Origin of the sequence: Pseudarthrobacter sp. LT1, assembly GCF_035621795.1 — a bacterium.
Classification (GTDB): Bacteria; Actinomycetota; Actinomycetes; order Actinomycetales; family Micrococcaceae; genus Arthrobacter.
Genome location: NZ_CP141830.1, coordinates 4,612,411 through 4,637,107 on the forward strand (window position 1 = coordinate 4,612,411; position 24,697 = coordinate 4,637,107).

The 24,697-nt window shown below is 65.6% G+C and carries 20 protein-coding genes; 5 read left to right on the top strand and 15 right to left on the bottom strand.

Annotated elements, in window-relative coordinates:
* Window positions 1-40: 40 nt before the first annotated feature.
* From VIK36_RS21605 to VIK36_RS21675, 15 genes are all read right to left on the bottom strand, one after another.
* Window positions 41-1,342 carry a M18 family aminopeptidase gene (locus tag VIK36_RS21605; protein WP_255173810.1) on the bottom strand — a complete coding sequence of 434 codons (1,302 nt, stop codon included), beginning with the start codon at window positions 1,340-1,342 and terminating at the stop codon, window positions 41-43.
* Window positions 1,343-1,364: 22 nt separating this feature from the next.
* A complete protein-coding gene (locus tag VIK36_RS21610; protein ID WP_324643612.1) occupies window positions 1,365-2,771 on the bottom strand; it encodes an amino acid permease in 1,407 nt (468 codons plus the stop codon).
* A 267-nt stretch (window positions 2,772-3,038) separates the two neighbouring features.
* Window positions 3,039-3,932, bottom strand: a complete 894-nt coding sequence (locus VIK36_RS21615) for an ABC transporter permease (RefSeq protein ID WP_324643613.1) — start codon at window positions 3,930-3,932, stop codon at window positions 3,039-3,041.
* Complete coding sequence (locus tag VIK36_RS21620) at window positions 3,929-4,855, bottom strand: ABC transporter ATP-binding protein (RefSeq protein WP_255173813.1); 927 nt, start codon at window positions 4,853-4,855, stop codon at window positions 3,929-3,931. Before VIK36_RS21620 ends, VIK36_RS21615 begins: the two co-directional genes overlap by 4 nt.
* A gap of 145 nt (window positions 4,856-5,000) precedes the next feature.
* Window positions 5,001-6,497, bottom strand: a complete 1,497-nt coding sequence (locus VIK36_RS21625; protein WP_324643614.1) for a bifunctional phosphatase PAP2/diacylglycerol kinase family protein — start codon at window positions 6,495-6,497, stop codon at window positions 5,001-5,003.
* A gap of 22 nt (window positions 6,498-6,519) precedes the next feature.
* A complete protein-coding gene (locus tag VIK36_RS21630; protein WP_255173815.1) occupies window positions 6,520-7,734 on the bottom strand; it encodes an MFS transporter in 1,215 nt (404 codons plus the stop codon).
* On the bottom strand, window positions 7,731-8,501 hold the full coding sequence (locus tag VIK36_RS21635; RefSeq protein WP_324643615.1) for a DeoR/GlpR family DNA-binding transcription regulator: 771 nt from the start codon (window positions 8,499-8,501) through the stop codon (window positions 7,731-7,733). The genes VIK36_RS21630 and VIK36_RS21635 overlap by 4 nt, the downstream gene beginning before the upstream one ends.
* A 48-nt stretch (window positions 8,502-8,549) precedes the next feature.
* Window positions 8,550-10,232, bottom strand: a complete 1,683-nt coding sequence (locus tag VIK36_RS21640; RefSeq protein ID WP_255173817.1) for an ATP-binding cassette domain-containing protein — start codon at window positions 10,230-10,232, stop codon at window positions 8,550-8,552.
* 24 nt (window positions 10,233-10,256) lie between these two features.
* On the bottom strand, window positions 10,257-12,245 hold the full coding sequence (locus VIK36_RS21645) for a penicillin-binding transpeptidase domain-containing protein (protein WP_324643616.1): 1,989 nt from the start codon (window positions 12,243-12,245) through the stop codon (window positions 10,257-10,259).
* A gap of 72 nt (window positions 12,246-12,317) precedes the next feature.
* Complete coding sequence (locus tag VIK36_RS21650; RefSeq protein ID WP_255173819.1) at window positions 12,318-13,760, bottom strand: phytoene desaturase family protein; 1,443 nt, start codon at window positions 13,758-13,760, stop codon at window positions 12,318-12,320.
* Window positions 13,753-15,216: a glycosyltransferase family 87 protein gene (locus VIK36_RS21655; RefSeq protein ID WP_255173820.1), complete on the bottom strand. Its 1,464-nt coding sequence runs from the start codon at window positions 15,214-15,216 to the stop codon at window positions 13,753-13,755. The genes VIK36_RS21650 and VIK36_RS21655 overlap by 8 nt, the downstream gene beginning before the upstream one ends.
* A 48-nt stretch (window positions 15,217-15,264) precedes the next feature.
* Window positions 15,265-15,396 (bottom strand): hypothetical protein, encoded by a 132-nt coding sequence (locus tag VIK36_RS21660; RefSeq protein ID WP_255173821.1) that lies wholly within the window; start codon window positions 15,394-15,396, stop codon window positions 15,265-15,267.
* A 345-nt stretch (window positions 15,397-15,741) separates the two neighbouring features.
* Complete coding sequence (locus tag VIK36_RS21665; protein ID WP_255173822.1) at window positions 15,742-15,876, bottom strand: hypothetical protein; 135 nt, start codon at window positions 15,874-15,876, stop codon at window positions 15,742-15,744.
* 155 nt (window positions 15,877-16,031) lie between these two features.
* The gene (locus tag VIK36_RS21670; RefSeq protein WP_159629414.1) at window positions 16,032-16,616 is read right to left on the bottom strand and encodes a histidine phosphatase family protein; all 585 of its coding nucleotides are present in this window, start codon (window positions 16,614-16,616) and stop codon (window positions 16,032-16,034) included.
* Entirely contained in the window at window positions 16,613-18,121 is a 1,509-nt protein-coding gene (locus VIK36_RS21675) for a CCA tRNA nucleotidyltransferase (protein WP_255173823.1), read from the bottom strand. Before VIK36_RS21675 ends, VIK36_RS21670 begins: the two co-directional genes overlap by 4 nt.
* A gap of 208 nt (window positions 18,122-18,329) precedes the next feature.
* Here VIK36_RS21675 and VIK36_RS21680 point away from each other — a divergent pair, with 208 nt between their 5' ends.
* The 5 genes from VIK36_RS21680 (at window position 18,330) to trxA (ending at window position 24,414) form a co-directional block, all read left to right on the top strand.
* On the top strand, window positions 18,330-18,830 hold the full coding sequence (locus VIK36_RS21680; protein WP_159629410.1) for an NUDIX hydrolase: 501 nt from the start codon (window positions 18,330-18,332) through the stop codon (window positions 18,828-18,830).
* 60 nt (window positions 18,831-18,890) lie between these two features.
* A complete protein-coding gene (murJ, locus tag VIK36_RS21685) occupies window positions 18,891-21,032 on the top strand; it encodes a murein biosynthesis integral membrane protein MurJ (protein ID WP_324643618.1) in 2,142 nt (713 codons plus the stop codon).
* 167 nt (window positions 21,033-21,199) lie between these two features.
* Window positions 21,200-22,879 (top strand): discoidin domain-containing protein, encoded by a 1,680-nt coding sequence (locus VIK36_RS21690; protein ID WP_324643619.1) that lies wholly within the window; start codon window positions 21,200-21,202, stop codon window positions 22,877-22,879.
* Between the two features lie 215 nt (window positions 22,880-23,094).
* On the top strand, window positions 23,095-24,051 hold the full coding sequence (gene trxB / locus VIK36_RS21695) for a thioredoxin-disulfide reductase (protein ID WP_255173826.1): 957 nt from the start codon (window positions 23,095-23,097) through the stop codon (window positions 24,049-24,051).
* 36 nt (window positions 24,052-24,087) lie between these two features.
* Window positions 24,088-24,414 carry a thioredoxin gene (gene trxA / locus VIK36_RS21700; RefSeq protein WP_159629398.1) on the top strand — a complete coding sequence of 109 codons (327 nt, stop codon included), beginning with the start codon at window positions 24,088-24,090 and terminating at the stop codon, window positions 24,412-24,414.
* The last annotated feature ends 283 nt before the right edge of the window (window positions 24,415-24,697 follow it).

Sequence of the window (24,697 nt, forward strand, 5' to 3'; positions counted from 1 at the left end):
CCTACTGGAGTAACGGGATACCTACTGGATACCTAAAGACCTACGCCGCGGTCCGGAAGAACAGCTCCGTGACGGCGGCCAGGCGAAGGGGATCCTCCACGCCGCACAGCTCTCGGGCCGAGTGCATGGACAGCAGCGGCACACCCACGTCCACGGTGCGGATGCCCAGGCGGGTGGCGGTGAGCGGGCCGATCGTGGAGCCGCAGGGCATCACGTTGTTGGAGACGAACTCCTGGTACGGCACCCCGGTTTCGCCACAGAGCCGCGCCCAGAAGGCCGCACCGAAGGCATCCGTGGCGTAGCGCTGGTTGGCATTGATCTTCAGCAGCGGGCCGCCGTTCAGCACGGGGTGGTTGGCGGGATCATGCCGCTCGGGGTAGTTGGGATGCACTGCGTGGCCGGCGTCGGCAGAGAGGCAGAACGACGCCGCCAGGGCCTGCCGCCGCTGGCTCACCGTTGCACCCAGGCCGTCGGAGATGCGCACCAGGATGTCTTCCAGGATGGGCCCGCAGGCACCGGAGCGGGAGTTGGACCCGATTTCCTCGTGGTCGAAGGCAGCGAGCACCGCAATGGGGCCGCCGGTGCCGGCGGAGCCGGCATGGGCAATGAGTGCCGCCAGGCCGGCGTGCGTGGCCGAAAGGTTGTCCAGCCGCCCGGATGCGAAGAACTCCCCCTTGCCCCCGAAAACTGCCGGTGCCTGCGTGTCCGCAATGACGACGTCGTACCCGCCGATCTGCCCCGGATCGACGGATGTGCCGGCAACCGAAGCTGCCAGCACACCCAGCAGGTCCGAATCCGTGGGATTCCCCAGGCCCCAGACGGGGTTCATGTGCCGCTGCTTATCCAGGGTGAGACCCTCGTTCACCGCCCGGTCCAGGTGGATGGCCAGCTGCGGGAAGCGCAGCAGCGGTCCGGTGGCCGCGAGGTGCTCCGTGCCATCGAGCATCACCAGCCGGCCCGCGAGCCTGAGCTCGCGGTCCAGCCAGGAATTCAGCAGCGGTCCACCGTAAATCTCCACCCCGGCCTGCAGCCAGCCGTGGGCGCCGGTGGTGGGTTTGGGCTTGAGTTTGAACGACGGCGAATCGGTGTGCGCGCCGAGGATGTTGAACCCCGTGGCCGGTCCCGCACCGTCCGGGACCACCCACGCGATCAGGGCACCGTCGCGGATCACGAAGAATGATCCGGCGCCACCCTCCCACGGCTGCCGTTCATCCAGGCGGACGAATCCGGCTTCCTCCAGCCGCCGGCCCCCCTCATGCGCAGCGTGGAAGCTCGACGGCGATGCGCTCACATACGCGCCAAGGTCCTGGATGTGGTCTGCGGCAGAGGAAGACAAAGGCATGGTCCCGAGTCTAGCGCCGCGCCTACTCCGCGGAAGCCGGGGCTGCCTCGGCTGCTACTGCGGGCTGTCCGGCGGCCGCTGCGCCCTTCCGCCGGTAGCGGAGCACGCCCACTGCCACCACTACGGCGGCCAATGCCAGCGAAAGCAGCAGGGATTCACGGGTGGATTCCACGATCACCATGCCGATGAGCAGAGCCACAATGCTGATGATCGCCGCCCAGGTGAGGTAGGGGAACAGCCACATCTTCAGCTGCAGGTCCTTGGCTGCGGCACCCATCCGACGGCGGAGGACCAGCTGCGAGGCCGAGATGACCAGCCACACGAACAGGGCAATGGCGCCGGAGGTGTTGACCAGGAAGAGGAAAACGGTGTCCGGGGCAATGTAGTTCAGGCCCACCGTCACGAAGCCCACCACGGTGGAGGCCAGCACGGCGGCGGCGGGGACACCGCGGCGGGAGATGCGGGTCCAGGCGCGGGGCGCGTCACCGCGGGTGGAGAGTGAGAACAGCATGCGGCTGGCCGTGTAGAGGCCGGAGTTCAGGCATGACAGCACGGAGGTGAGGACCACGACGTCCATGATGGTTCCGGCGCCGGGGATACCGAACAGTTCGATGACGGCAACGTAGGGGCTCTTGGCCACGGAGGCGGAGTTCCACGGAAGCAGCGTGACCACGATGGCGATGGAGCCGATGTAGAAGACCAGGATGCGCCAGACGGTGGATTTCACGGCCTTCTTCACGGCGTCCACGGGGTTTTCGGATTCACCGGCCGCGATGGTGGCGATTTCTGCGCCGAAGAAGGAGAAGACCACCACGAGGATGCCGGCCAGGACGGCTCCCGGGCCATTGGGCATGAACCCACCGTTGTTGACCAGGTTACTCAGGCCGGGTGCGGGGACGCCGGGGATGAGGCCGAGGATGGCGGCGACGCCAAAGATGAGGAAGAGGACGATGGCCGCGACCTTGATGGACGCGAACCAGAACTCGAACTCCCCGTAGGACTTCACGGAACCGAGGTTGGTGAGCGTCAGCAGCACCATGAGGACAAGGGCCCACACCCACTGGTCGATGCCCGGCACCCAACGGTGCATGATCGCAGCGCCTGCGGTGGCCTCGATGCCCAGGACGATGATCCAGAACCAGGCGTAGAGCCAGCCGATGCTGAACCCTGCCCAGCGGCCCAGCGCCTTGTCCGCGTAGGTGGAGAAGGAGCCTGTCTCAGGGTTGGCTGCGGCCATCTCACCCAGCATGCGCATCACCAGGATGACCACCAGGCCGGCGGCCGCGTACGCCACGAGGATGCCCGGGCCGGCCTGCTGGATGGCCGCCCCCGAGCCGACGAAAAGGCCTGCACCAATGACGCCCGCGATGGCGATCATGGACAGGTGCCTGGGTTTCAGGGACTTTGAAAGTTGCTGGTCAGCATGCATGGAAGCGCCGTCCTGTTGGGAAATAGCATGGGTTGAGCGACGTACCTTGGTGGACCCCGGCGGACCGTGTGATGCACCACATCGTCGTTTCACCCTAGATCCGCCATTATGCGCCTTGCTTTGTGCAGTCCGACAGATCTGATTCCCGCCAACAGGACAGCAATCCAAGCGGAAACACCAAGGAGCAATAAAAGTTGCCTTGCAGGCATATTTGTAATGTGCCCGAAACCACGCGCCCGGCGCGGGCGCGTGGCGAAGGATGGGAGGCTACACGTCCCGGCGTTTCAGCAGGACGGCTGCGAGCAGGACCGGGATGACCACCCAGGCGCCCAGGACCAGCCCTGCCTGCCAAGCCTCCAGGGTATCCGGAACGTGCTGGGCCGCTGTCAGCGGCTCCACGGTATTGCCGGGCAGGAACTTGCGGGCCTCCTTGAAGAAGTCCCCGGGAATCAGCTGGAACGCAATGGGTGCCACGAAGAAAATGCCCACCAGGCTCATGATGCCGCCGGCCGAATTCCTGATCAGCGTGCCCAGTGCCATACCGATGGCAGCCACGGCAGCCACATAGACGCTGTTGACCAGGAGGAGCTTCACCGACTGCGAACTGGCCACGTCCAGCTTGAGCCCATAGTTGTCCAGGATGGGCACCGCCGCCAGGCCCGCCACCCACGTGGAGACGGCAGTGACTGCGAACGACGTCACCATTACCACCACCAGCTTGGCGGCGAAGGCGGGAAGGCGTCGGGGCACCGCAGCAAAGGTGGACCGTGCCATGCCGGTGGTGAACTCGGAGCTCATCAGGAGCACGCCAAGGGACCCCAGGATCAGCTGGGCAAAGGCGATGCCCGACGTGGGCACGCTGACGGCAAGGTCTCCACCCTGGGCCGCCATCCTGGCCGCGGCCTGCGGATCCCGGGTGGCCGCATCGGCGAACTGGCCCGTCCCCCATGCTGAGAGGGCGCCGAAGCCAACCATGACCACAGCGGTGGAAGCGAGCAGGATCAGCGTGGAGAGCAGGCTGCGGAACTTAATAACTTCAGAGTTGAGGACCCGGACAAAGGTGGGGCCGGGAAGGGACCGTCCGGCGTTGCGGGCGGCGTGCCCGGCAGCGGAGGGCGCCGGCTCGCGCGGGGGCATTGATTCAGTGGTCGTGGAGCTCATGGGTGGCTTACCTCCGCAGCGGGCAGGGAGTGGTATTCGACGTCGTCCTTGGTCAGTTCCATATACGCCTCCTCCAGGCTTGCAACAAGCGGCGTGAGTTCATACACCATCACCTGGTTTTCCAGGGCCGCGGCCGCAATGGTTTTCGGGTCAAGGCCCGTTACCTCGAGCAGTTCACGTTCCGGAACGGCAATGGAAGCACCCCGTCCGGTGAGCAGCTGGTGGAGGCGCTCTGGCTGGTCGGTGCGGACGCGGACGCGGGACTGGCCCTTACCGGTGATGATGTCCTGGATCGGGGCGTCAGCAATGACCCGGCCGCGGCCAATGACGATCAGGTGGTCGGCTGTTTGAGCCATTTCGCTCATCAGGTGGCTGGAGAGGAACACTGTGCGCCCCTGCCCGGCTAGATACCGAACCAGGTTGCGGACCCACACCACTCCCTCAGGGTCCAGCCCGTTAACGGGTTCGTCGAGGATGAGAGTCTGCGGGTCACCCAGCAGGGCAGCCGCGATTCCAAGGCGCTGGCCCATGCCCAGCGAGAACCCGCCGGCCTTCTTGCGCGCCACCGCTTCCAGTCCGGTCATCTCGATTACCTCGTGCACCCGGGCTTTGGGGATGCTGTGGGTGGCTGCCATGGCCAGCAGGTGGTTGTAGGCGCTGCGGCTGGTGTGTACCGCCTTGGCATCAAGCAGGGCGCCCACCTCCCGCAGGGGAGCCTTGTGCTGGACGTAGGGCAGGCCGTTCACCGTGGCAGACCCCGACGTCGGCCGGTCCAGCCCCATGATCATGCGCATGGTGGTGGACTTTCCTGCCCCGTTAGGGCCAAGGAAGCCGGTGACTTGCCCGGCCCGGACGGTGAAACTGACACCGGCCACGGCGGTTTTGGCGCCGTAGACCTTGGTCAGCCCGTTTACCTCGATCATGGATCATCCTTTGAACGGCAGCGGACGGCTGCAGACGTTGTGGGGTGCGGGTACCTTCCCCACGGTACCGAGGCCGCCACCGCTTTTCGCCGCTTCTCAGGGATGATTCAGGGGCGAATCAGGGTAGTTCTCCACCCCGGCCCCGCTACGGACGGGGCGAGTAGTAGGTCAGCGCCCGGGGACGTACTCCATAGGCCACTTTGCGGACTCCCGCCAGCGCTTCTCCGTCCACAGCCAGTGCCATGGGGGCGCCGCCGGCGTCGATCCGCACTTCCGTTGCCTCCCGGAGGTGCGTGATCCCGGAGCTTGCCACCGTGCCCGTCAGCACGGACCAGAGCAGGCGGAGCCGGGCAAAGCGTTCATCAGCGGTGATCAGGCGGACGTCCAGAACCCCGTCATCCATCACGGGCCTGATCAACGGAGCGTGGTCACGCGGGTAGAAGCGGCCCCGGCCCAGGTAGGCGATCCACACTTTGTGCCGGACGCCGTCCACAGTCAGTGTGATGGGGGTGCCGGCCGCGAACGTCCGGAACATGGCCACGACGCCGGCCAGCGGCTTCCCCAGTGCCGGCTGCAGGTGCTCCCGCCGGCGCACAAAATTCGGGTAGAGGCCCACGCTGGAGGTGTTGAGCATGATCAGCTCCGACACCTCAGGGTTTCCGGCCAGCCCGCGTTCCACAGTGACCACGCCGACGTCCGCCAGGGCAGCCTCGCCCTTGCCCGCAGCCTCGACCGCATCCTTCAGGCTTCCTGTTCCCGCGTCGCGCGCAAAGTGGTTGAGCGTTCCGCCGGGCAGGACCAGCAGAGGAATGTTGCGTTCGACGGCGGCGGCAGCCGCCGCGCCCACAGTCCCGTCCCCGCCCCACACACCCAGGGCCCGGGTCCCGGGAAAGTCGGCAGTGGCAGCGATGCGCTCCACCAAGTCCTCGTCAGGCTGAACAGTATTTATATGCGCCTTTGGAAATACTTCCTGGAGGGCGGATGCAGTCTCCTCCTTAAAGGAGCCGCCGAGGGTGTTCACCACGATGCTGAGCCCCTCGCCGTTCGGGAGGGCGGGGGCAGTGGTCCACATACGCCTGGTCTGCGGAATGGGCGGCCGGACCGGCCACCAGTGGCGCGTTACCAGGGCAGCACCAGCACCCAGAGCCGAACCGAAAAGGACATCCGAAGGCCAGTGCGCCCCGGTGTGGACCCTCGAGTACGCCACCCCTAGGGCTGCCGGCGCGAGTGCGGCCCCCAGCGCCGGACGCACCAGTCCGGCTCCCACCGCGAACGCCACAGCTGACGCCGAATGTCCGGACGGCATAGAGGAACTCGTGGGTTGCGGGTGCACAAAGCGGAAGACGGGCAGGTGCTCGGGCAGTGGACGCGTCCGGGGGAGCAGTGTCTTGAAGACCACGTTGGTGACGGCGGAGGCCACGCCCTGGGCGATCAGGCCATGCACCGCCGCCCTCCGCGTCTTGCCGGGGAAGAGCACCAGGACCGCTGCCGTTCCTATCCAAAGCTTGCCCTGGTTTGCTGAAGCGGAAAGGCGGCGGAAGAAGACGTCGTGGTTTCCTCCGGGCAAGCGGGAAACATGCCCTAGAAGGTATCTATCGAGGCGGCTGATCCACGTCCGGCCCCTGCGCCTGGTGCTCTGCATGTGATCACCCTAACCCCAACGGCTACTCCCCTTCAGCCGACTCCCGTTCAACTGGCAGGGGCCTTGCAGCTCCCGCAAGGAGCAGCGCTAAAAGGATGGGCGCCATGATTGCCAGCAGCGCAGTATGGATGCCGATCAGGTCGCCGAGATAGCCGAGCAGGGGCGGTCCCGCGAGGAACGATATATACCCCAAAGTGGATACTACGGAGACACGCGCTGCTGAGTGCTTCGGGTCGTCGGACGCGGCGGACATGCCCATGGGGAAGGCCAGGGCGGCACCTACTCCCCACAGTGCGGCACCGACACCGGCCAGCCAGATGTTGGTTGCCAGCACGAAGAGACCCAACCCTGCGGCCGCCGCGGCCATGCTGGCGCGCAGTACCGCTACCCGTCCATATTTGTCGATGACCCGGCCGCCGAGGAACCGCATGGCCGTCATGGCCAGGACGAACAAAGCGAACATGAGGGCGCCGGTGGATTCGGAGGTTGCGAGCCCGTCCACCGAGGCCTTGGCGATCCAGTCGTTGCCGGCCCCTTCGGTAAGCGTGGCGCCGAGGACCACCACACCAATAAGCAGGGTCCTGCTGTCCCGCCAGGCGGACGGTCCCTTGGCTTGTTTTGGCTCCCCGTCCACAGGGGCCGTTGATATGTGGGGGAGGAAGTAGCGCGGCACGGTCAGCGCCACCAGCACCACCACGGCTGCGATCACCATGAGGTGCAATGGCAGGTCCACGCCGAGGGTTGACAGCCCCGCTCCCACCAGGGCGCCTACGAAGGCGCCGCCACTGAAGGCTGCGTGGAACTGGGGCATGACGGTGCGCCTGAGCTTGTGCTCCACGTCAGCACCTTCGATGTTTTGCGCCACATCCCAGAGGCCAATTCCAATGCCGAAGAAGAACAGTGACACGGCCGTTCCGGGAATGGATGTTGCCAGGAGTGACATGGCGATGCCCACGCCCGCGGCCGCCGCCAGGAGTCCGGCAAAGCGGACCGTGTTGGCCGTTCCTATCCTGCCCACCACCAGGCCGGCGGTGGGCAGCGCGAGCAGGGAGCCCACGGCTGTGCACAGCAGCAGTGTGCCCATTTGGCCGGAGGTGATCTGCAGCGTCTGGGTGACGGCAGGGATCCTGGCGGCCCAGCTGGCAAAAACAAGCCCGTTGATGCCGAAGACCACGAACGTTGCCACAGCGGCAGCCTTCAGGCCTGCCTGCTGTTCCGTACCGGTGCTGGTGCTCATACGCTCACTACTTCCACTGAGTATTTTTCGAGTTCGGCTTTGTCCTGCGCGCTGAGTGTCCGGTCTGTCACGATGACGTCCACGCGGTCCAGGGCGGCCACGAGCACCCTGGCATGCGCCTGCCACTTTGCAGCCGTGGCGGCCACCACCACCCGTGCTGCTGATTCCAGGCCGGCTGTCTTGACCGCAGCATCGTCAAGGTCGTGGGCCAGGAGTCCCTTGAAGTCCACGGAACAGGGCGTGAGCACGGCGGTGTCAAAGCGAAGCGACCTGATATTGGACTCGGCCAGGGGTCCGCGGAAGCAGAGTTCACCGGGCACCACGCTGCCCCCGGGCAACAGCAGTGCCGGGCGTAAACCATCGGCGCCACCGCTCCCGGCCGCCGCGTTAAGGGCCTGCAGGGACATGGGCATCAGCGTCAGTTCCCTGCCGGCCACGGCCCGGGCCACCGCGGTGGCTGTGCTTCCGCTGTCCAGCCAGACGTGTTCGCCGTCAGCCAGGAGGCCGGCGACGGCAGCCGCGACACGGCTCTTGCCGTCCTGCTCCTCCAGCTCGCGCTGGCCGTAGCCAGGGTTTTGCCCCTGCCCGATGAGGCTCTTGGCGCCGCCGTGGACCCTTCTCAGCACGCCGTGGCCGGCGAGTACTTCGAGGTCGCGGCGGATGGTCGCGCCGGAAGCGCCGCACGTTTGCATCAGCTCTTCCACGCTTGCCTCTGACTGCCGCCGGAGGACCTCGGCTATGGCACGGTGCCGCTCATCCGTCTTCATGATCAAATGCTATCAATTTGTGATCAATTGATCATGGAGATGGAGGGTCTAGCGGGCGCGCTCTACGCGCTGCTCGTCCCACACCGGTTCCGGAGACTCGTAAACTTTCCCGTCCGAGCCAAACACCAGGAACCGGTCGAATGTCCGCGCAAACCAGCGGTCGTGAGTGACCGCCAGGACGGTGCCTTCGAAATGGTCGATGGCCCGTTCCAGCGCCTCGGCCGAATGCAGGTCCAGGTTGTCCGTGGGCTCGTCCAGCAGGAGCAGCGTGGCCCCGCTGAGCTGGAGGAGCAGAATTTGGAACCGCGCCTGCTGGCCGCCGGAGAGGGACTCATACTTCTGTTCCGACTGCCCCGCCAGGCCGTAGCCGTCCAGCGCGCCGGCGGCCGCCTCACGGCCCAGCCCGGACCGGTGTTCATCCCCGCGGTGCAGGATTTCCAGCAGCGTCTTGCCCAACAGGTCCGGACGGACATGGGTCTGGGCGAAGAATCCGGGCCGGATCCGGGCACCAAGCTTCACGGTTCCCTCATGCGGCACCTCGGCGATCTCCACGTCGGAGACTGGCAGGTGCTCGCGTTCGGGGTCGGTGCCGCCGGTGGCCAGCAGCCGCAGGAAGTGCGACTTGCCGGAGCCGTTGGAGCCCAGCACGCCCACGCGGTCACCAAACCACACTTCGGTGGAGAACGGCTTCATCAGGCCCGTCAGCTCCAGCCGCTCGGCCACGATGGCCCGCTTGGCCGTCCGGCCGCCCTTGAGCCGCATCTGGACGTTCTGCTCGATGGGGAGCGCCTCGGGCGGCCCCACCTCCAGGAACTTGGCCAGCCGGGTCTGCGCCGCGTGGTACCGGTTGGCCATGTCAGAGCGGAAGGCAGCCTTGTTCTTGTACATGTTGACGAGTTCCTTGAGCTTGATGTGCTCCTCGTCCCAGCGCTTGCGGAGCTCCTCGAAACGTGCGTTCCGGTCCGCGCGGGCCTCCACGTAGGACCCAAAGCCACCGCCGTGGATCCAGGCCGCAGCGCCGTTGATTCCGGGCTCCAGGGTGACAATGCGGCCAGCAGCGTTGTTCAGCAGTTCCCGGTCGTGGCTGATGAAGAAGACCGTCTTCTTCGACTCATTCAGCTTTTCCTCGAGCCAGCGCTTGCCTGGGACATCCAGGTAGTTGTCCGGCTCGTCCAGGAGCAGGAGGTCATCCGGGCCGGCGAAAAGTGCCTCCAGCACCAGGCGCTTCTGCTCACCGCCGGAAAGGGTCGACGCCGGGCGGTGCTGCGCGCGGTCAAACGGTAGCCCCAGCGCGGCCATGCACACCTCGTCCCAGACGGTTTCGACGTCGTAGCCGCCGGCATCGCCCCAGTCCACGATCGCCTGGGCGTACCGCATCTGGGTGGGTTCGTCGTCGTGCTCCAGCATGGCCAGTTCGGCCTCGTCCACCTCGCGGGCAGCGGCCGCCAGGGCCGGGGGAGCGGCAGAGACCAGGAGGTCCCGGACGCTGGAGCCGTCCCGCACCTGGCCCACGAACTGGCGCATGATGCCCATGTTGCCGGAGCGGCCGATGACCCCTTCGTCCGGAACCAGGTCCCCCGCGATGATCCGGAACAAGGTTGTCTTGCCTGTCCCGTTGGGACCGATCAGGGCAGTCTTGGTCCCGTCCGGAACCTTGAAGGTCACCCCGTTCAGGAGCTGGGTACCGTCGGAGAGGAAGTAGTCAATGCCGGAAACGTCAATATGGGCCACGCCGTCAATCTTCCCATGCCGTACCTAGCCGGCCGCGGTGAGGAACTGCTTCAGGAGCGGGCCGGAGGTGGTGGCGCCCAGGCCGCCGTCCTCGACGAAGACGGCCACGGAGAGGTCGCCGTGGACGGCCACGATCCAGGCGTGGGTCTTGGGCGGGTTCTCCGTGCCGAACTCGGCCGTTCCGGTCTTGGCTCCCACCGGAGCACCGGGGACGCTGGAAAGGAAGCCTGCGTGCCCGGACGTGACCACGGCGCGCATCATGTCGGCCAGCAAGGCCGCCTCCGCTGCGGTGATGGGCTTGTCCGACGCCGTGGAGGGCGCCTCGGCCGTGGCCGTCGCCGTCGCTTCGGCTGCTGGAGCAGTGGATCCCGCCGTTGTCCCGGCGGCGGGAGCTCCGGCGTCGGGATTCAGGACAAGCTGGGCAGAGACCGGAGCACCCTTGGCGACAGATCCGGCCATGATCGCTGCTGCCAAAGGAGAGAGCAGCACCTTGCCCTGGCCGATCATGGAGGCTGCGTGCTCCGTGCCTTGGGCCTCGCCGGGAACGGACCCCAGGAACGCCTCCGCACCAAGTTTGGGCGCCTCAACGGCCACACCCATGGACGTGGCGGCCGCTTCAAGCTGGCCCTGTGAAACCGCGTCGCGCTGCGAGATGAAGGCGGTGTTGCAGGAGTGCGCAAAGGCGTCCCGCAGCGTGACGGCGCCCAGGGAGGTCTCGGGATAGCCTTCGGAGTTCTTGAAGGTCCGTCCGTCGACAGCGAGCGTTGGGGTGCACTGTACGGTGGAATCCGGCGTCATTCCGTTGCGGAACATGGCGAGGGAATCCACCATCTTGAAAATGGAGCCCGGGGCGTACTGCCCCAGCATCGCGGTGTTGTAACCGTTGCTGCCAGGCCCCGAGGCCGCTGCCAAAACTGCGCCCGTGGAGGGGCGGAGGGCCACTATCGCGGAGGCCGGCCCCACCTTTTCCAGGGTGGTTTCAGCCAGCGACTGCAGACGGGGATCGAGCGTGGTCTTCAACGGCGTCCCGGGCTTGGGCGCCACCTGGAAAAGGACCCGCCGGGGATCCGTTCCCGCAGACTGGATTTGTTCCCGGGTCAGGTCTGCCCGCTGCGCGCGGATCACGACGGCGTCTGATCCGCGAAGCTGTTCATCATACTGCCGCTGGAGCCCGCCGATGCCCGTCACGTCGCCGGCGGTCAGGGCACCTTTCGACGCGTCGATCTGTTCTGCGGTGGCTTCGCCGACCGAGCCAAGGACTGCGCGGGCAAACGTCCTGCTCGGGGCCAGGGGGATCGATGCCGGAATGCCGCGGGCGCCGGGAATGGCCTGGATCTGCTCATCGGAAATGGTCCGGCCTTCTTCACGCAGCGTGATCGCGGGAACGAAGGCCTGCGCCCCGGCCGCCTTTACCTGCTGCACGTACGCGGCCGGGTCCACCCCTACCAGTGCTGCCAGCTTTCCGGCGGAATCGGCAGGATCTGCGGCGCCCAGCTGGGGCTTGTCGATGCCCACATTCACCACGGGACGGTAGGTCACCAGCGGGACGTCTCCGGCGCCAAGGATGTCGGCGCGCTGGGGGGACTGGGATCCCTTGGTCACAATCTCGCTGTCCGCGAGGCCTGGTGCCAGGATGGCCGGGTCCCAGACGGTGAGCCATTTGTCACCGGACTTCTTGAAGTTGGCCGCGATGGTGTACTTCCACTCGGCATCGCCGAATTTCCAGGTGTAGTTCAAGGGCGCGGACGCCTTGTCTCCGTCCAGCGTCAGGGCACCGGCCTGGACCTCGGGCTTTTGCGGGTCCAGGCCGGCAAAGACCTGGTGCAGCTGGTCGTTGGCCGCGGCGGCATCCTTGCCTTCGAAAGCCACAGACCCTACGTCCAGCGCCGAAACCGCGCCGGCAAGCTGTTGTGCCGCGGCTTCCGCCCCGGATTTTCCGTCGTCGCAGGCCACCAGCGAGGTACCAAGGATGAGTCCAGCTATGGCAAGCGAAAGTTTTGTTGATTTCCCCATCGCGCCATTATCCCCCGGCCCGGGCGCTGGAAATGCCATTCCCGGCGCCTGCACCGGCCGTCACCGGTACCTCTAGGAAAGCCCCAGATCCGGGACCGGCAGTTTGAAGATGTCCTTGAGGGCGTACTTTGCCGCGTGCATCCCGGGCATTCCCGTGACCCCGGGGCCGGGAGGTGTGGACGACGAGCAGAGGTAGACACCCAGCAGCGGGGTCCGCCACGGGACGGGGGACACCACCGGCTTCTGGACAAGCCCGCGGACGTCCATCACACCGGCGCTGAAATCGCCCCCGATGTAGTTGCGGTTGTACTCAGCCAACTCCGCCGCGGTGATGACGTGCGATTCCACCACCAGGTCACGGAAGCCGGGCGCGAACCGTTCGAGTTGGGCCACCACCTGGCTGGTCATGTCCTGTGTTGAGCCGGAGGGCACGTGGCAGTAGGTCCACAGCGTGTGCCGGCCCGCCGGGGCGCGGCTGGAGTCGAAGCGGGAAGGCTGGGCCACCAGCACGTAGGGCCGTTCGGGATGGCGTCCGGAGCTGACCTCGTTCTCCGAGCGGGCCAGTTCTGCACGCGTGCCGCCCACGTGCACCGTGCCGGCGTCCGAAAGCCCGGCGGCCTGCCACGGCACCGGCCCGGACAGGATGAAGTCCACCTTGCAGGAGCCGTTGCCGTAGCGGAAGCGCTCCAGGGCCCGCCGGTAGTGGGCGGGAAGGGCGCTGCCTGCCATGCCGAGCAGCCCCGCGGGGGCCACGTCCAGGAGGGTGGCGCGGGTGGCGGGAAGCTGTTCCAGCCGGTCGATCGGGGTTTCGGTGTGGATGACACCGCCGTGGGCCCGGATGTCATCGGCAAGTGCTGCCGCGATTGACGCCGAGCCGCCGCGGGGGATGGGCCATCCGCCGGCGTGCCCCAGGGCGCCGAGCATGAGTCCGGCTCCGGAGGCTGCGAGGGAGGGCAAATGGGAGATGGCGTGCGCGGCCACACCGCTGAGGAGGGCCGGGGCAAGGTCGTCCCGGAATCTGGCGTTCCACAATCCGGTCCCCTGTTCCAGGGTCCGCAGTCCATAGATCCCCGCGACCAGGGGGTTCCGGGGGATCCGGAGGAGCTGGTTCTGGGTGAAGTCCATGACATCGTCGATATGCCGGACCAGGGGTTCCATGAGCCGCCGGTAGGCGGGGCCGTCCTGCCCCAGTTCCATCGCTGTCCTGTCCAGCGACTTGTAGGCCAGCGCTGCGCGGCCGCCGTCCAGCGGCGAACCGAAGGAAATGTCCGGAGTGACAAGGTCCACCCGCCGGGGCAGCTCGAAGGCACGGAAGAAAGGGGATGCAACGGCCATGGGATGCACCGCGGAGCAGACGTCATGGAAGTGCTCCGGCTGCATCAGCTCCGTGGTCCGGGTTCCACCACCGATTTTGGCTGCAGCCTCGAAGACCTCCACTGAGAGCCCGGCCCGCGCCATGACCGCTGCTGCCGAAAGTCCGTTGGGACCGGAGCCTACTACCGCGACATCAGGCATGCGACCTTGCTTTCGGAGGAAGGAGCGGGGCGCCCGGCCGGAATGGCTTCAACCGGAACCGGTCCGGCGCATTCGCGAAAGGGCCGCCGTGCGGATCATCAAGGTGGTGCCGGCGGATGGGGTCGTACGCGGGGTCGTAGATATCCCAGACGACCCGTGCCATGAGGTAGCCCACCGCGGCCATGTGCGCAGCTACGGCGAGGACGTAGTACGGCATGTCCAGGTTGTGCTGGGAGGAACCTGCGCTGGTCACCTGACCAAGGTACATCCAGATCGCCGCCCAGTGCAGGGCTTCGATGCCCTGCCACACCAGGAAGTCGCGCCAGCGTGGCCGGGCCAGGGCCAGCAGCGGAATGAGCCACACGACGTACTGCGGCGAATAGACCTTGCTGGTCAGGATGAAGGCAGCCACAACCAGGAACGCGAGTTGCGCAAGCCGTGGGCGGCGGCGTGCCGTCAGGGCAACAGCGGCAATCCCGGCGCAGGCCAGCACAAAGAGTCCCGTGGACAGAACGCTGACGCCTTCGGCACCAAGCCCGGACCAGCCCAGCCGGTCAGCCACAAGGTTGTAGGCGAACCAGGCTGAGCTGTAACCGGCACCCCGGTCGGCGCTGTACTGGAAGAAATAGGCCCAGCCGGAGGGGTTGGCGACAGCGAAGGGCAGATTGACCACCAGCCACGTGGCAGCAGCACTGCCGGCGGTTACCAGCAGCGGGCGCCACCTTCCGGTACGCACCGCAAGCAGCAGGATGGCCCCCAGCACCAGGAGCGGATACACCTTGGTGGCTGTTGCCAGGCCGATCATCACTCCGGCGGAAACGAGGCGCTGCCGGGCAAAGAAGTACATCCCCAACGCAAGCAGGCACGCAGCCCAAAGGTCCCAGTTGATGGTTCCGGCCAGTACGATTCCCGGCGCCACCGCCACCATGGCGGCGTCCCAGGGACGCCGGCCGGGCATGCGGGCCGTCACCAGCACGGTGAGGATGGCAACCGCCGCCAGCAGGACTGCGTTGATGTCGAAGTAGGCCAGAGCCTGGGCGTTGATATCCCCACCTGGCACCAGCCATGCCGTCAGCCCCGCGATCAAACCGATGAGCACCGGGTATTCAAACTGGCTCCCGCTGCCCAGGATGGGAAAGAGCCCCGCCGCCATGCCGCGGTTCCTGAACAGCTCCGGGAAGTCCGAATAGCAGGTGGCATAGAACTGTGTGGGCGTCGACCACCCGTTGACCCTGCAGTAACCCTTCAACAGGATCCCCAGCAGGGCCGCCAGCGCCGTGAGGCCAATGAGCACCCGCTCCACAGTGAAAATACCCGGTGTGACCACGCCGGGATCAGCCCTGGTCCCCAGCGGGCCGCCGATCACCTCGGTGAAATTCCTCAGAAGGGAATCACTGCGGCTGGGCACCACGATGCGGGGCCGTCGTGCATCCTCCGGCGGCTGGGTCTCGTGCATGGAATCGAGCTTACAGCCGGCCCCTTCCCCCAGGTTCGGGGCCGGCTGTCAGCGCAGTCCGCCCAACTGCTGGTGCATCAGCACGAACACGTCGTTCCGGTGCTGCTCCAGCAGGGCACTGTTCAGGGAACTGCGGCGCTGCAGGGGCCGGGACAGGATTCCCAGGATTCGTCGTATCAAGGGAGCCACCTCCTTTCTTTGATAATCAGGAATGAAAAAGGGCACCACAAATAAGCACCGTTTTAGGGCATAGAAGAGCATGCAAAAACGGTGCGGGAATTCCACAAAAGGAATCAGGGAAAATTGCACACATCAGCGCAATCAGACAGGCCGCGGCGAAAGAGTCTTATGCGGAACTGCAAAAGCCTGCTGCCAGGTTCTCCGGGCAAGGACCGTTCGAAGGCAGGGCACGTGGCTACGCCAGGAACTGCTTCAGGGAATCAGCGGAGAGCCGCAGCAGTCCGTTGCCGGCAGGAACTGGCCGGATACCGCAGCGGCAGTCCCGACGGAGAAGGCTGGTGCCGGTTAGCGGCGCCGCAGCAGGCCCGGGAGGGCGACAGGCCCACCCATGCCGGCATTGACCGGGGCAACGCGCGCGGAATCAGCAAAGGCCGGGAACGCATTGATGGGGGCATTCCATTCGCCAGTCAAAGTCATCATTATCCCAACCTCCTTTTCTGCTGTCCGCTGCGTGGATTGCGATGCGGTCTGGAGCCCAGGTGGGTCACCGTGGGGTCAGGAATAAAGGTACCGCAGGCTTCCGTGAATTGCCAGCAATTTACCGGGAAAGAGTAAAACTTCCCGAAAAATAAGTTTTAGAGGCCCCAGCGGACAATAGCGGGTGTCTTCTTATCCCATCCCAGGGTGCAGACCTTGGCAGTCCCCAGGACAAAGTGCCGTCCCTCCGTGGGAGGCAATTCCAGCCAGCGGGCAGTCAGGATCCGGGAGAAATGCCCATGCGCCACGATCAGCACGTTATCCATCCCGGATTCCAGGATCCGGCCGATGATCTTGTCCGCCCTCGCGGCCACCTCGTCCAGGGTCTCGCCGTTGGGCACGCCGTGGGTCCAGATCAAGTAATCGGGGTTGTCCTTGCGGATCAGGTCGGAGCTGATGCCTTCGTAGTCGCCGTAGTTCCATTCCACGGCCAGCGGCTCGTGCCGGGCATCGGGGAATCCAGCCAGCTCGGCGGTTCGCCGTGCGCGCCGCAGCGGGGAAGTGAGCACCAGGTCGAAATCGACGCCGTCCAGCACCTTGCGGGCCTCCACGGCCTGCTGCTCACCTTCCACGGTCAGCGGGAGGTCGGTGAGGCCGGTGTACTGTCCGCTCTTGGACCATTCAGTCTCACCGTGGCGGAGGATCCAGAGTTGGGGGCGCGGGGCTAGGGCGGGACTGGTCACTTGGACTCCTCAACGGGTGAAGGTTCGACGACGGCGGGAGAGGCTTCGGCCCCGGGTCCTGCAGGTGCTGATTCAGGCTGTTCGGCCCACCAGCGGAGCAGGCGCGCCTCCGCTTCCTCGGTGGGCAGCGGACCGTGCTCCATCCGTTCATTCAGAAGGAACTTGTAGGCCCGCCCCACCACGGGGCCCGGCTTGAGGCCCAGCAGCTCCATGATCCGGGCACCGTCCAGGTCCGGACGCACCGCGTCCAGGGACTCCTGTTCACGCAGGGCTGCGATCCGTGACTCGAGGTCGTCGTAGGCGAAGGCCAGGCGTTCGGCCTTCCGCTGGTTCCTGGTGGTGACGTCGGAACGGGTAAGCCGGTGCAGCCGCTCCAGCAGCGGCCCGGCGTCCGTGACGTAGCGGCGGACGGCGGAGTCGCTCCAGCCGGCGTCGCCGTACCCATAGAAGCGCATATGGAGCTCCACCAGCCGAGCTACGGCCTTGGTAGTGTCATTATCGAACCGCAACGCCTTCATGCGCTTGCTGGTGAGCTTGGCACCCACCATGTCGTGGTGGCGGAAGCTCACCGCGCCGCCCGGCTCGAAGCGGCGCGTAGCCGGCTTTCCGACGTCGTGCATCAACGCAGCGAAGCGGAGCACGAAGTCCGGCCCGGGTACGGGGCCCTGCGCGTCCGTTTCAAGCTCGGCCGCCTGTTCCAGGACCTGCAGGGAGTGCTGGTAGACGTCCTTGTGCCGGTGGTGTTCGTCGGATTCGAGGCGGAGGGCGGACACCTCGGGCAGCACATGCTCGGCCAGCCCCGTGTCCACCAGGAGGTCGATACCTGTCCGCGGCCGGGCCCCGCACACCAGTTTGACCAGTTCGTCCCGCACGCGCTCCGCGGAAATGATCTTGATCCGGTCCGCCATTCCCGTCATGGCATCGCGGACGTCGTCGGAGACCGAGACCCCCAGTTGGGCGGCGAACCGTGCGGCGCGCATCATCCGCAAGGGGTCGTCGGAGAAGGACGCTTCCGGCGCTCCCGGCGTGGCCAGCACGGAGGCGTGCAGGTCGCGGACACCGCCGAAGGGGTCCACCAGCTCCATGGAGGGCAGCTTCAGCGCCATGGCGTTGATGGTGAAGTCCCGGCGCAGCAGGTCATCCGTCAGGGAGGAACCGAACGCCACCACAGGCTTGCGGGAATCAGGATCGTAGGCCTCTGCCCGGTAGGTGGTGATCTCGATCTGGAAACCGGCCTTGCGCATGCCGATGGTGCCGAAAGCCCGGCCTATCTCCCAAAAGTTGTCCGCCCATTTCTTGACCAGGGCCACGGTCTGGTCCGGGGTGGCGTCCGTGGTGAAGTCGAGGTCGGGGGATGTCCGGCCCAGGAACAGGTCGCGCACGGGACCGCCCACCAGGGACAATTCGTGGCCGGCGTCCACGAAGCGCTGCCCGAGCTCCCGGACCACCGGGGGCACCTTGAAGTCGACAGTGTGGGAATCAATCTTGTGATGTGCGTGCGCCATAGTTCCTTAAGCTTGGCAGAAACCAGCGCCTTGGCAGTCCAAAAAAGCGTCACGATCCGCGCTGATTCGTCTTCCCCTCCGGAAAGTGCGTCATATCCCGTCCATGTTGGTGTCATGTTCCGGTCATCACGGGAGGGCAACAGTCGTTAGAGTGGACTCCATGGCCCATCCAGTACCGAGCGCTCCAGGCAGGAGGACAAACGCACCATTGCCGTCGGCAATCGGTGCGCACGTTGCCCCTGCCCAGCAGTCGGCACCGGCATCGCTGCCAACGGTGGAGGAAGTGTCGGCGGGCGGCGTTGTGGTGGACACGTCCGACGCCGAATTGAGGGTGGCGATTATCGCCCGCCTTAACAGGGGTGGACGCCTCGAGTGGTGCCTGCCCAAGGGCCATCCGGAGGGCAAGGAAAACAACGAAGAGGCTGCGGTCCGGGAAATCGCCGAGGAAACCGGCATCGAGGGCATCATCCTGGCACCGCTGGGCAGCATCGACTACTGGTTCACCGTCAGCGGCCACCGGGTCCATAAGACCGTGCACCATTACCTGCTGCGTGCCACGGGCGGCGAGCTGACCATCGAGAACGATCCCGACCAGGAAGCCGTGGATGTGGCCTGGGTGCCGATCCAGGAGTTGGCCCGGAAGCTGTCCTTCCCCAACGAACGCCGCATCGCCGACCTCGCCCGTGAGGTCCTGCCCGGACACCTTTAAGCCCGGACGCCGCCGTCGCCGTTGCGGTGTTAAGTGCGCGCGGGTGAGACGATGAAGTCGATGTCAGCTACCAACTTCCCTTCCGACCGGTCCGGCCGGCCCGATGACGCCGCGCCCGATGGCGTACCCCCTGAGCCGGCGGCACCGGACCTTGCGGAGCCTGCAGCAGCAGGCGTCAGCGAGACCCGTTCCAGCGCCATCATGGCTGCCGGGACGCTCGTGTCACGTTTCCTGGGCTTCGCCAAGACCTGGATGCTCGGCACCGCCCTTGGCCTCGGTTCAACGGTCAATGACACGTTCATCAATGCCAACAACCTGCCCAACCTGATCTTCCTCCTGGTGGCCGGCGGAGTGTTCAATGCCGTGCTGGTCCCGCAGATCATTAAGGCCAGCAAGGCTCCGGACAGGGGAGCGGACTACATCAGCCGGTTGCTGACGCTGGCTGTCCTGCTCCTCTTCGGCCTGACAGCACTGGTTACCTTGGCGGCGCCTGGGGTCATCGAACTGACCACGCAGGGGTACTCGCCACAGCAGAAGGCCCTCGCTGTCACCTTTGCGTTCTGGTGCCTGCCGCAGATCTTCTTCTACGGCCTCTACGCGCTGCTCACCCAGGTCCTGAACGCCAACGGCGCATTCGGCCCTGCCATGTGGGCGCCCATCCTGAACAACGTGGTGGCCATCGCCGGCCTGGGGATGTTCATTTGGATCTTTGGCACCAATGACGTCAATACCCACACCCTGGACAACTGGGGTTCCACGCAGACACTGTTGGTGGCGGGGTTCTCCACCATTGGCGTGCTGTCCCAGACGGCCATCCTGCTGGTGCCGGTCTTCCGGTTGAAACTCGGACTCCGACCCCGGTTCGGCTGGCGGGGCGTGGGACTTGGCCACGCTGCCAAGCTGAGCGTGTGGACGCTCCTGACGGCCGCCGTCGGGCAGCTGGCCTTCCTGTATGTCATGCGCATCGCCACCATCCCCGGCGCTGAACGCATCCGGCTGCAGGAGGCAGGGGACCCGGCCGCGTCCACCCTGCCCGGCAACGCCGTCCTCGAGGTGGCCAGCCAGCTGTACCTGCTGCCGCACTCGATCATCGCGCTGTCCCTGGCCACCGTGCTGTTCAACCGCATGACCCGCGCCTCCCAGGAGGGCAACCGGGCCGAACTGCGGGATGCGCTCTCGCACGGTCTGCGGACCATGGCCGTGGCCACCGTCTTTGGTGCCCTGGCGCTGTTTGCCCTGGCAGGTCCGCTGGGCATGTTCTTCTCAGGCGGCAAGGTGCAGGACGGCGTCATGCTGGCCCAGACGCTGACCATCCTGGCCCTCAGCACCCCGTTCATGAGTGCCAACTTCATGATGTCCCGCGTGTTCTACGCCAACGAGGACGCCCGCACCCCGTTCTACGTGCAGCTGCTCCTGGCAGTGGTCTACATGGCCGGTGCGTTTGCAATCCAGTTCCTGCCGGTGGGCCAGATCATCTATGCCATCGCCGTCCTCTACATGGTGGGCAACATCCTCTCTGTAGTCATCAGCGCATTCTTCCTGCGCCGCATGCTGGGGCACCTCGATGGTCCGCGGATCGCCAACTCGTACATCCGCATGGGGTACGCGGCCCTGGGCTCGGCCATTGCCGGCGCAGGCGCCCTGTGGCTCATGGGCAGCTACAACCCGGACGGCTTCGCGTGGAGCGGCCGCCTCCAGGCACTCGTGACGCTCGCCGTCGTCGGGCCCGTCATGCTGGCCGTCTACTTTATGCTCCTCCGGGTGTTCCGCGTCTCTGAGCTCAGCGACATGCTGCGGCCCCTGCTGGGACGGTTTGGCCGGGGCGGCCAGGCCCCTGCTCCGGAAGCCGGGGACGCGCCGTCGCCCTCTCCTTCTGAAGGGTCCCCCACTGGCCGCGGAAACCATCCCGAGCGGGCCACCACCTCCGTGGACACTGGCCTCATTCCCCGAATTTCCGGCGAATTCGACGCCGTCTCGTTCCGCGCGGGCCCGGACCCCCAGCGTGGGGCCCGCCGCCCGGAACCGTACGACGCCGGCCCGCCGCAGGGTGCCGAAGGCGCCTACCTGCCGGGTGAGGACCAGCCCAGCACGGCCCGTGGAGGACTGCTCAGCGAACAGATTCCCCTTCCCGGCCGGCGGACCTACCAGGGGAAGGCCGGCGAGAACCCGTTTTTCAGCAGCCGGCGCAAGCGTAAAAAGTAAATCCCGTGCGCTGCGGCGCCCGTCTTCTCCGCAGCCGCCGGGAGCGGATCGGCTAGGATCGAACAGGTACAGGGGTAGTTGCATTCAGGGCAGGCCGTGCGACGCGGGCACCTGAAGGGCGGTTGCGTCATCGAGGCCGGCAATCCCGGACAGTCTAGGAGGAACACGTGTCCAACCCGATCGATGTCGGATCAGTACTGGGCGGCCGCTACAAGGTCACCGCCACAGTGTTGGCCTCGCACGACCACGATCTGGTGCTGGATGGTGTGGACCAGGTCCTCAACCGCCCGGTCAGCATCCTGGTTGCCGGACCGGAGAACACGGAGCAGGTTGCACAGAGCGCCCGCGAAGTGGCCACCGGCGAACGTCCCGGAACGGTGCAGGTCCTGGACCTTGGCGTAACCGAGGACGCCACCTACCTCATCACCAACCACACTTCGGCCGCCGACCTCCTGGACCTGGTTGTGGCCCCCAATCCGCCCTACGTGGAGCCGTTCTTCACGGACACGCTGGGCAGTGAAATCTTCGGACAGGCGAGGTCGCACGAACCCGAACCGTACGACGAGGAAGACCACGTCGAGGCAGGCTACATCAGCTACGCCGATTCGCACCCCAACCAGGTTGATCCCTACCGTTCTGCTCCCGACCGGCCGGCTCCTGCCCGGTCGGCTCCTGCCGTCCCGCCCAGGCCTCCGGTCCGGCCCGCAGCCCAGCAGCCGGCTTCAACGGGCCGCACTGGCGCGGCTGCCGCCGGTGCGGGCGCTGCCGCGGCAGCTGCTGGTGCCGCGGCTGCTGGTGCCGCGGCCCCCGCGACGAAGACGGGGACGGGCTCCTCACGGACCGATCCCGATGCCACCGCCGCGCAGCCTGTGGCCCACAATGCTGCAACCACGTCCGAGCGTTCAGCCTCCGCAGACGCGGACACCGGCCCGAACGATACCGCTGCTGTGGCCCACACTGCGGCAGGTGTCCAGCCCGCCGCCGGGGAACGCAAGCCCAAGGTGTCCCTCTGGTCCAATGACGACTACGCCCAGGCGGCCGACCAGGACCACTACGAAGACACAGACGAGGCACCGGAGGAACCCCGCCCGGTCAAGAGCAAGTCAGCGCTCTTCGCCCGCGCCGCAGCACCCGCTGCCGCCGGTGTGTCGTTTGCTGACCGCGACGACTACGACGATGACCGTGATGAGTCCGAAAACCAGCCCCGGTCGATGCGCTGGCTGGTTGGGGGACTGCTGGCTGTAGTACTGATCGCCGGCCTGATCTTTGCCGTGACCAATCTGGGAAGCCTCTTCACGTCGGAACCACAGGCCAAGCCGACGGCTGCCCCTGTTACCAGTAGCGCCCAGCAGAACTCTGCACCGGCAACGCAGGCAGCCCCGTCCGCGCCCCCGGTCGTCCCGCCGGCCATCGAAAGTGTCACCCGCCAGGGGAACTTTGATTTCGCCGCGACCTTTGACGGTGACCTGGTCAAGGCATATGACGGCAATGCCGCCAGCTACTGGTCGGACATGGAGTTCGCAACGGAGAACTGGGGGGGCCTGGCTCCCCAGGGTGTCCCGCTGGTTGTGAAGTTGAAGGGCACTGCCACCATCTCTTCCATCACGCTCTCCCAGCTCGGAGGATCGGGCGGCAACATCACCGTTTACACCAACGACCGGCCTTCCATGGACGGAGCCAAGGCAGTGGGGACAAACAGCTTCACGTCCACAGACTTGAACATGCCCCTTTCGGAACCCGTCCAGGCGCAGTACGTCATCGTCTCGATCAATGCGCTGCCCAAGCTTGCGGCCCCCAAGACCCGGTACGGCTACGGTCTCCGGCTCGCCGAAATCAAGGTTCAGTAGCGCTCAGTCGCAATAGTGCAGACCTGCTGCTGGAATCCAGTCCACAGCAGCAGGGAATGTAGTCTACAAAGAGCGCCCTGCGACGGCTGGACCTCTGCCTCCTGCGATGGCCCACGGTGTCCGGGCGCTGGAATATTCAGCACCCGGACACAGTTGTGCCATGTGGCCGGCCTCCACGGGGAGGCGAGTCGAACAAGGAAGAGGTTCACGGTCCAGTGACCATCGAAGAGAAGACGGCGTCGGACGTTCGCGACGTCATTATTGTGGGCTCAGGTCCGGCGGGCTACACGGCCGCCGTCTACACAGCCAGGGCAAACCTCAAGCCTTTGCTGCTGGCTGGTTCGGTAACCGCCGGCGGCGAACTGATGAACACCACGGACGTGGAAAACTATCCCGGGTTCCCGGAAGGCATCATGGGCCCGGACCTGATGGAAAACTTCGAGAAGCAGGCGGCACGGTTCGGCACGGAGATCCAGTTCGAGGATGTAACTGCCCTTGAGCTCGACGGCCCCGTCAAGACGGTCACCATCGCTACGGGGGAGACCTTCAAGGCAAAGGCTGTCATTCTCTCCACGGGCTCTGCGTACCGGGAATTGGGTCTGCCCAATGAGAAGCGGCTCTCGGGCCACGGTGTGAGCTGGTGCGCAACCTGCGATGGTTTCTTCTTCAAGGACCAGGACATCGCTGTCATCGGCGGCGGCGACTCCGCCATGGAAGAGGCGCTGTTCCTTACCAAGTTCGCGAAATCGGTAACGGTTGTCCACCGACGTGACTCGTTGAAGGCATCAAAGATCATGGCCGACCGCGCACTCGCCCACGAAAAGATCAACTTCGTCTGGAACAGCACCGTCGATGACGTCCTGGGAACGGACAAGGTGACCGGTCTGCGGCTGAAGAACCTCTTGGACGGTTCCCTGTCCGACCTTCCCGTGACGGGCGTATTTGTCGCCATCGGCAATGACCCCCGCACCGACCTCGTCAAGGACGTCCTGGATCTGACACCGGAAGGAACCATTGCCGTAGAGGGAAGGAGCTCCCGGACCAGTCTCCCGGGTGTCTTCGCGGCGGGTGACGTTGTGGATCCCACCTACCGCCAGGCGATTACCGCCTCGGGTTCGGGATGTGTTGCAGCCATCGATGTTGAACACTACCTGGCAGACCTGCCCGCATAATCTGCGCCACTGTTATTCGAAGAGAAAGAAAAGGTTATGAGCAACGCAAAAGATGTAACTGACGCAAGTTTCGGCACCGATGTCCTGTCCGCCGATAAGCCGGTAATCGTTGACTTCTGGGCCGAATGGTGCGGCCCCTGCCGCAAGCTCGGTCCCATCCTGGATGAAATTGCGGTTGAGTACGGCGAGAAGGTTGACGTGGTCAAAGTCAACGTCGACGACAACCCTGCCATTGCTGCCCAGTACGGAATCACTTCCATTCCTGCTGTCTACCTCTTCCAGGGTGGTGAAGTGAAGAACACCGTTATCGGTGCCAAGCCGAAGCAGTTCTTCGAAAAGGAATTCTCTGACGTTCTGTCCTGATCTTGGACGGGCCCTGCAGGGTTCGATGTAGGAGTTTTCGGAAAGTGGCCATTGCCTTCGGGCGGTGGCCACTTTTTGCATGTCAGCTCCTGAATTTCTGGTAATCATGTCACTAAATGTGGGACGTGGATCTATCGGGGCGGATGCTCCGACGCCGGCGCTGTCGTGGCCTTTGCCGTTGCGTTTCACGTGAAACACGACCAGCGCGGAACTTGTCTCCTGCAACCGCACCGATTCGTTACCACCCAGCTTTTGGCCTGTGGCGACAGTGATTTCGCGGCCC

What these genes read in the sequence shown, in the direction of transcription:
- VIK36_RS21605 (WP_255173810.1), bottom strand. Translation starts at nt 1,342, where the DNA reads ATGCCTTTGTCTTCCTCTGCCGCAGACCACATCCAGGACCTTGGCGCG.
- VIK36_RS21610 (WP_324643612.1), bottom strand. Translation starts at nt 2,771, where the DNA reads ATGCATGCTGACCAGCAACTTTCAAAGTCCCTGAAACCCAGGCACCTG.
- VIK36_RS21615 (WP_324643613.1), bottom strand. Translation starts at nt 3,932, where the DNA reads ATGAGCTCCACGACCACTGAATCAATGCCCCCGCGCGAGCCGGCGCCC.
- VIK36_RS21630 (WP_255173815.1), bottom strand. Translation starts at nt 7,734, where the DNA reads ATGAGCACCAGCACCGGTACGGAACAGCAGGCAGGCCTGAAGGCTGCC.
- VIK36_RS21675 (WP_255173823.1), bottom strand. Translation starts at nt 18,121, where the DNA reads ATGGCGCACGCACATCACAAGATTGATTCCCACACTGTCGACTTCAAG.
- VIK36_RS21620 (WP_255173813.1), bottom strand. Translation starts at nt 4,855, where the DNA reads ATGATCGAGGTAAACGGGCTGACCAAGGTCTACGGCGCCAAAACCGCC.
- VIK36_RS21650 (WP_255173819.1), bottom strand. Translation starts at nt 13,760, where the DNA reads ATGCCTGATGTCGCGGTAGTAGGCTCCGGTCCCAACGGACTTTCGGCA.
- VIK36_RS21645 (WP_324643616.1), bottom strand. Translation starts at nt 12,245, where the DNA reads ATGGGGAAATCAACAAAACTTTCGCTTGCCATAGCTGGACTCATCCTT.
- trxA (WP_159629398.1), top strand. Translation starts at nt 24,088, where the DNA reads ATGAGCAACGCAAAAGATGTAACTGACGCAAGTTTCGGCACCGATGTC.
- VIK36_RS21635 (WP_324643615.1), bottom strand. Translation starts at nt 8,501, where the DNA reads ATGAAGACGGATGAGCGGCACCGTGCCATAGCCGAGGTCCTCCGGCGG.
- VIK36_RS21625 (WP_324643614.1), bottom strand. Translation starts at nt 6,497, where the DNA reads ATGCAGAGCACCAGGCGCAGGGGCCGGACGTGGATCAGCCGCCTCGAT.
- VIK36_RS21655 (WP_255173820.1), bottom strand. Translation starts at nt 15,216, where the DNA reads ATGCACGAGACCCAGCCGCCGGAGGATGCACGACGGCCCCGCATCGTG.
- murJ (WP_324643618.1), top strand. Translation starts at nt 18,891, where the DNA reads ATGTCAGCTACCAACTTCCCTTCCGACCGGTCCGGCCGGCCCGATGAC.
- VIK36_RS21665 (WP_255173822.1), bottom strand. Translation starts at nt 15,876, where the DNA reads ATGATGACTTTGACTGGCGAATGGAATGCCCCCATCAATGCGTTCCCG.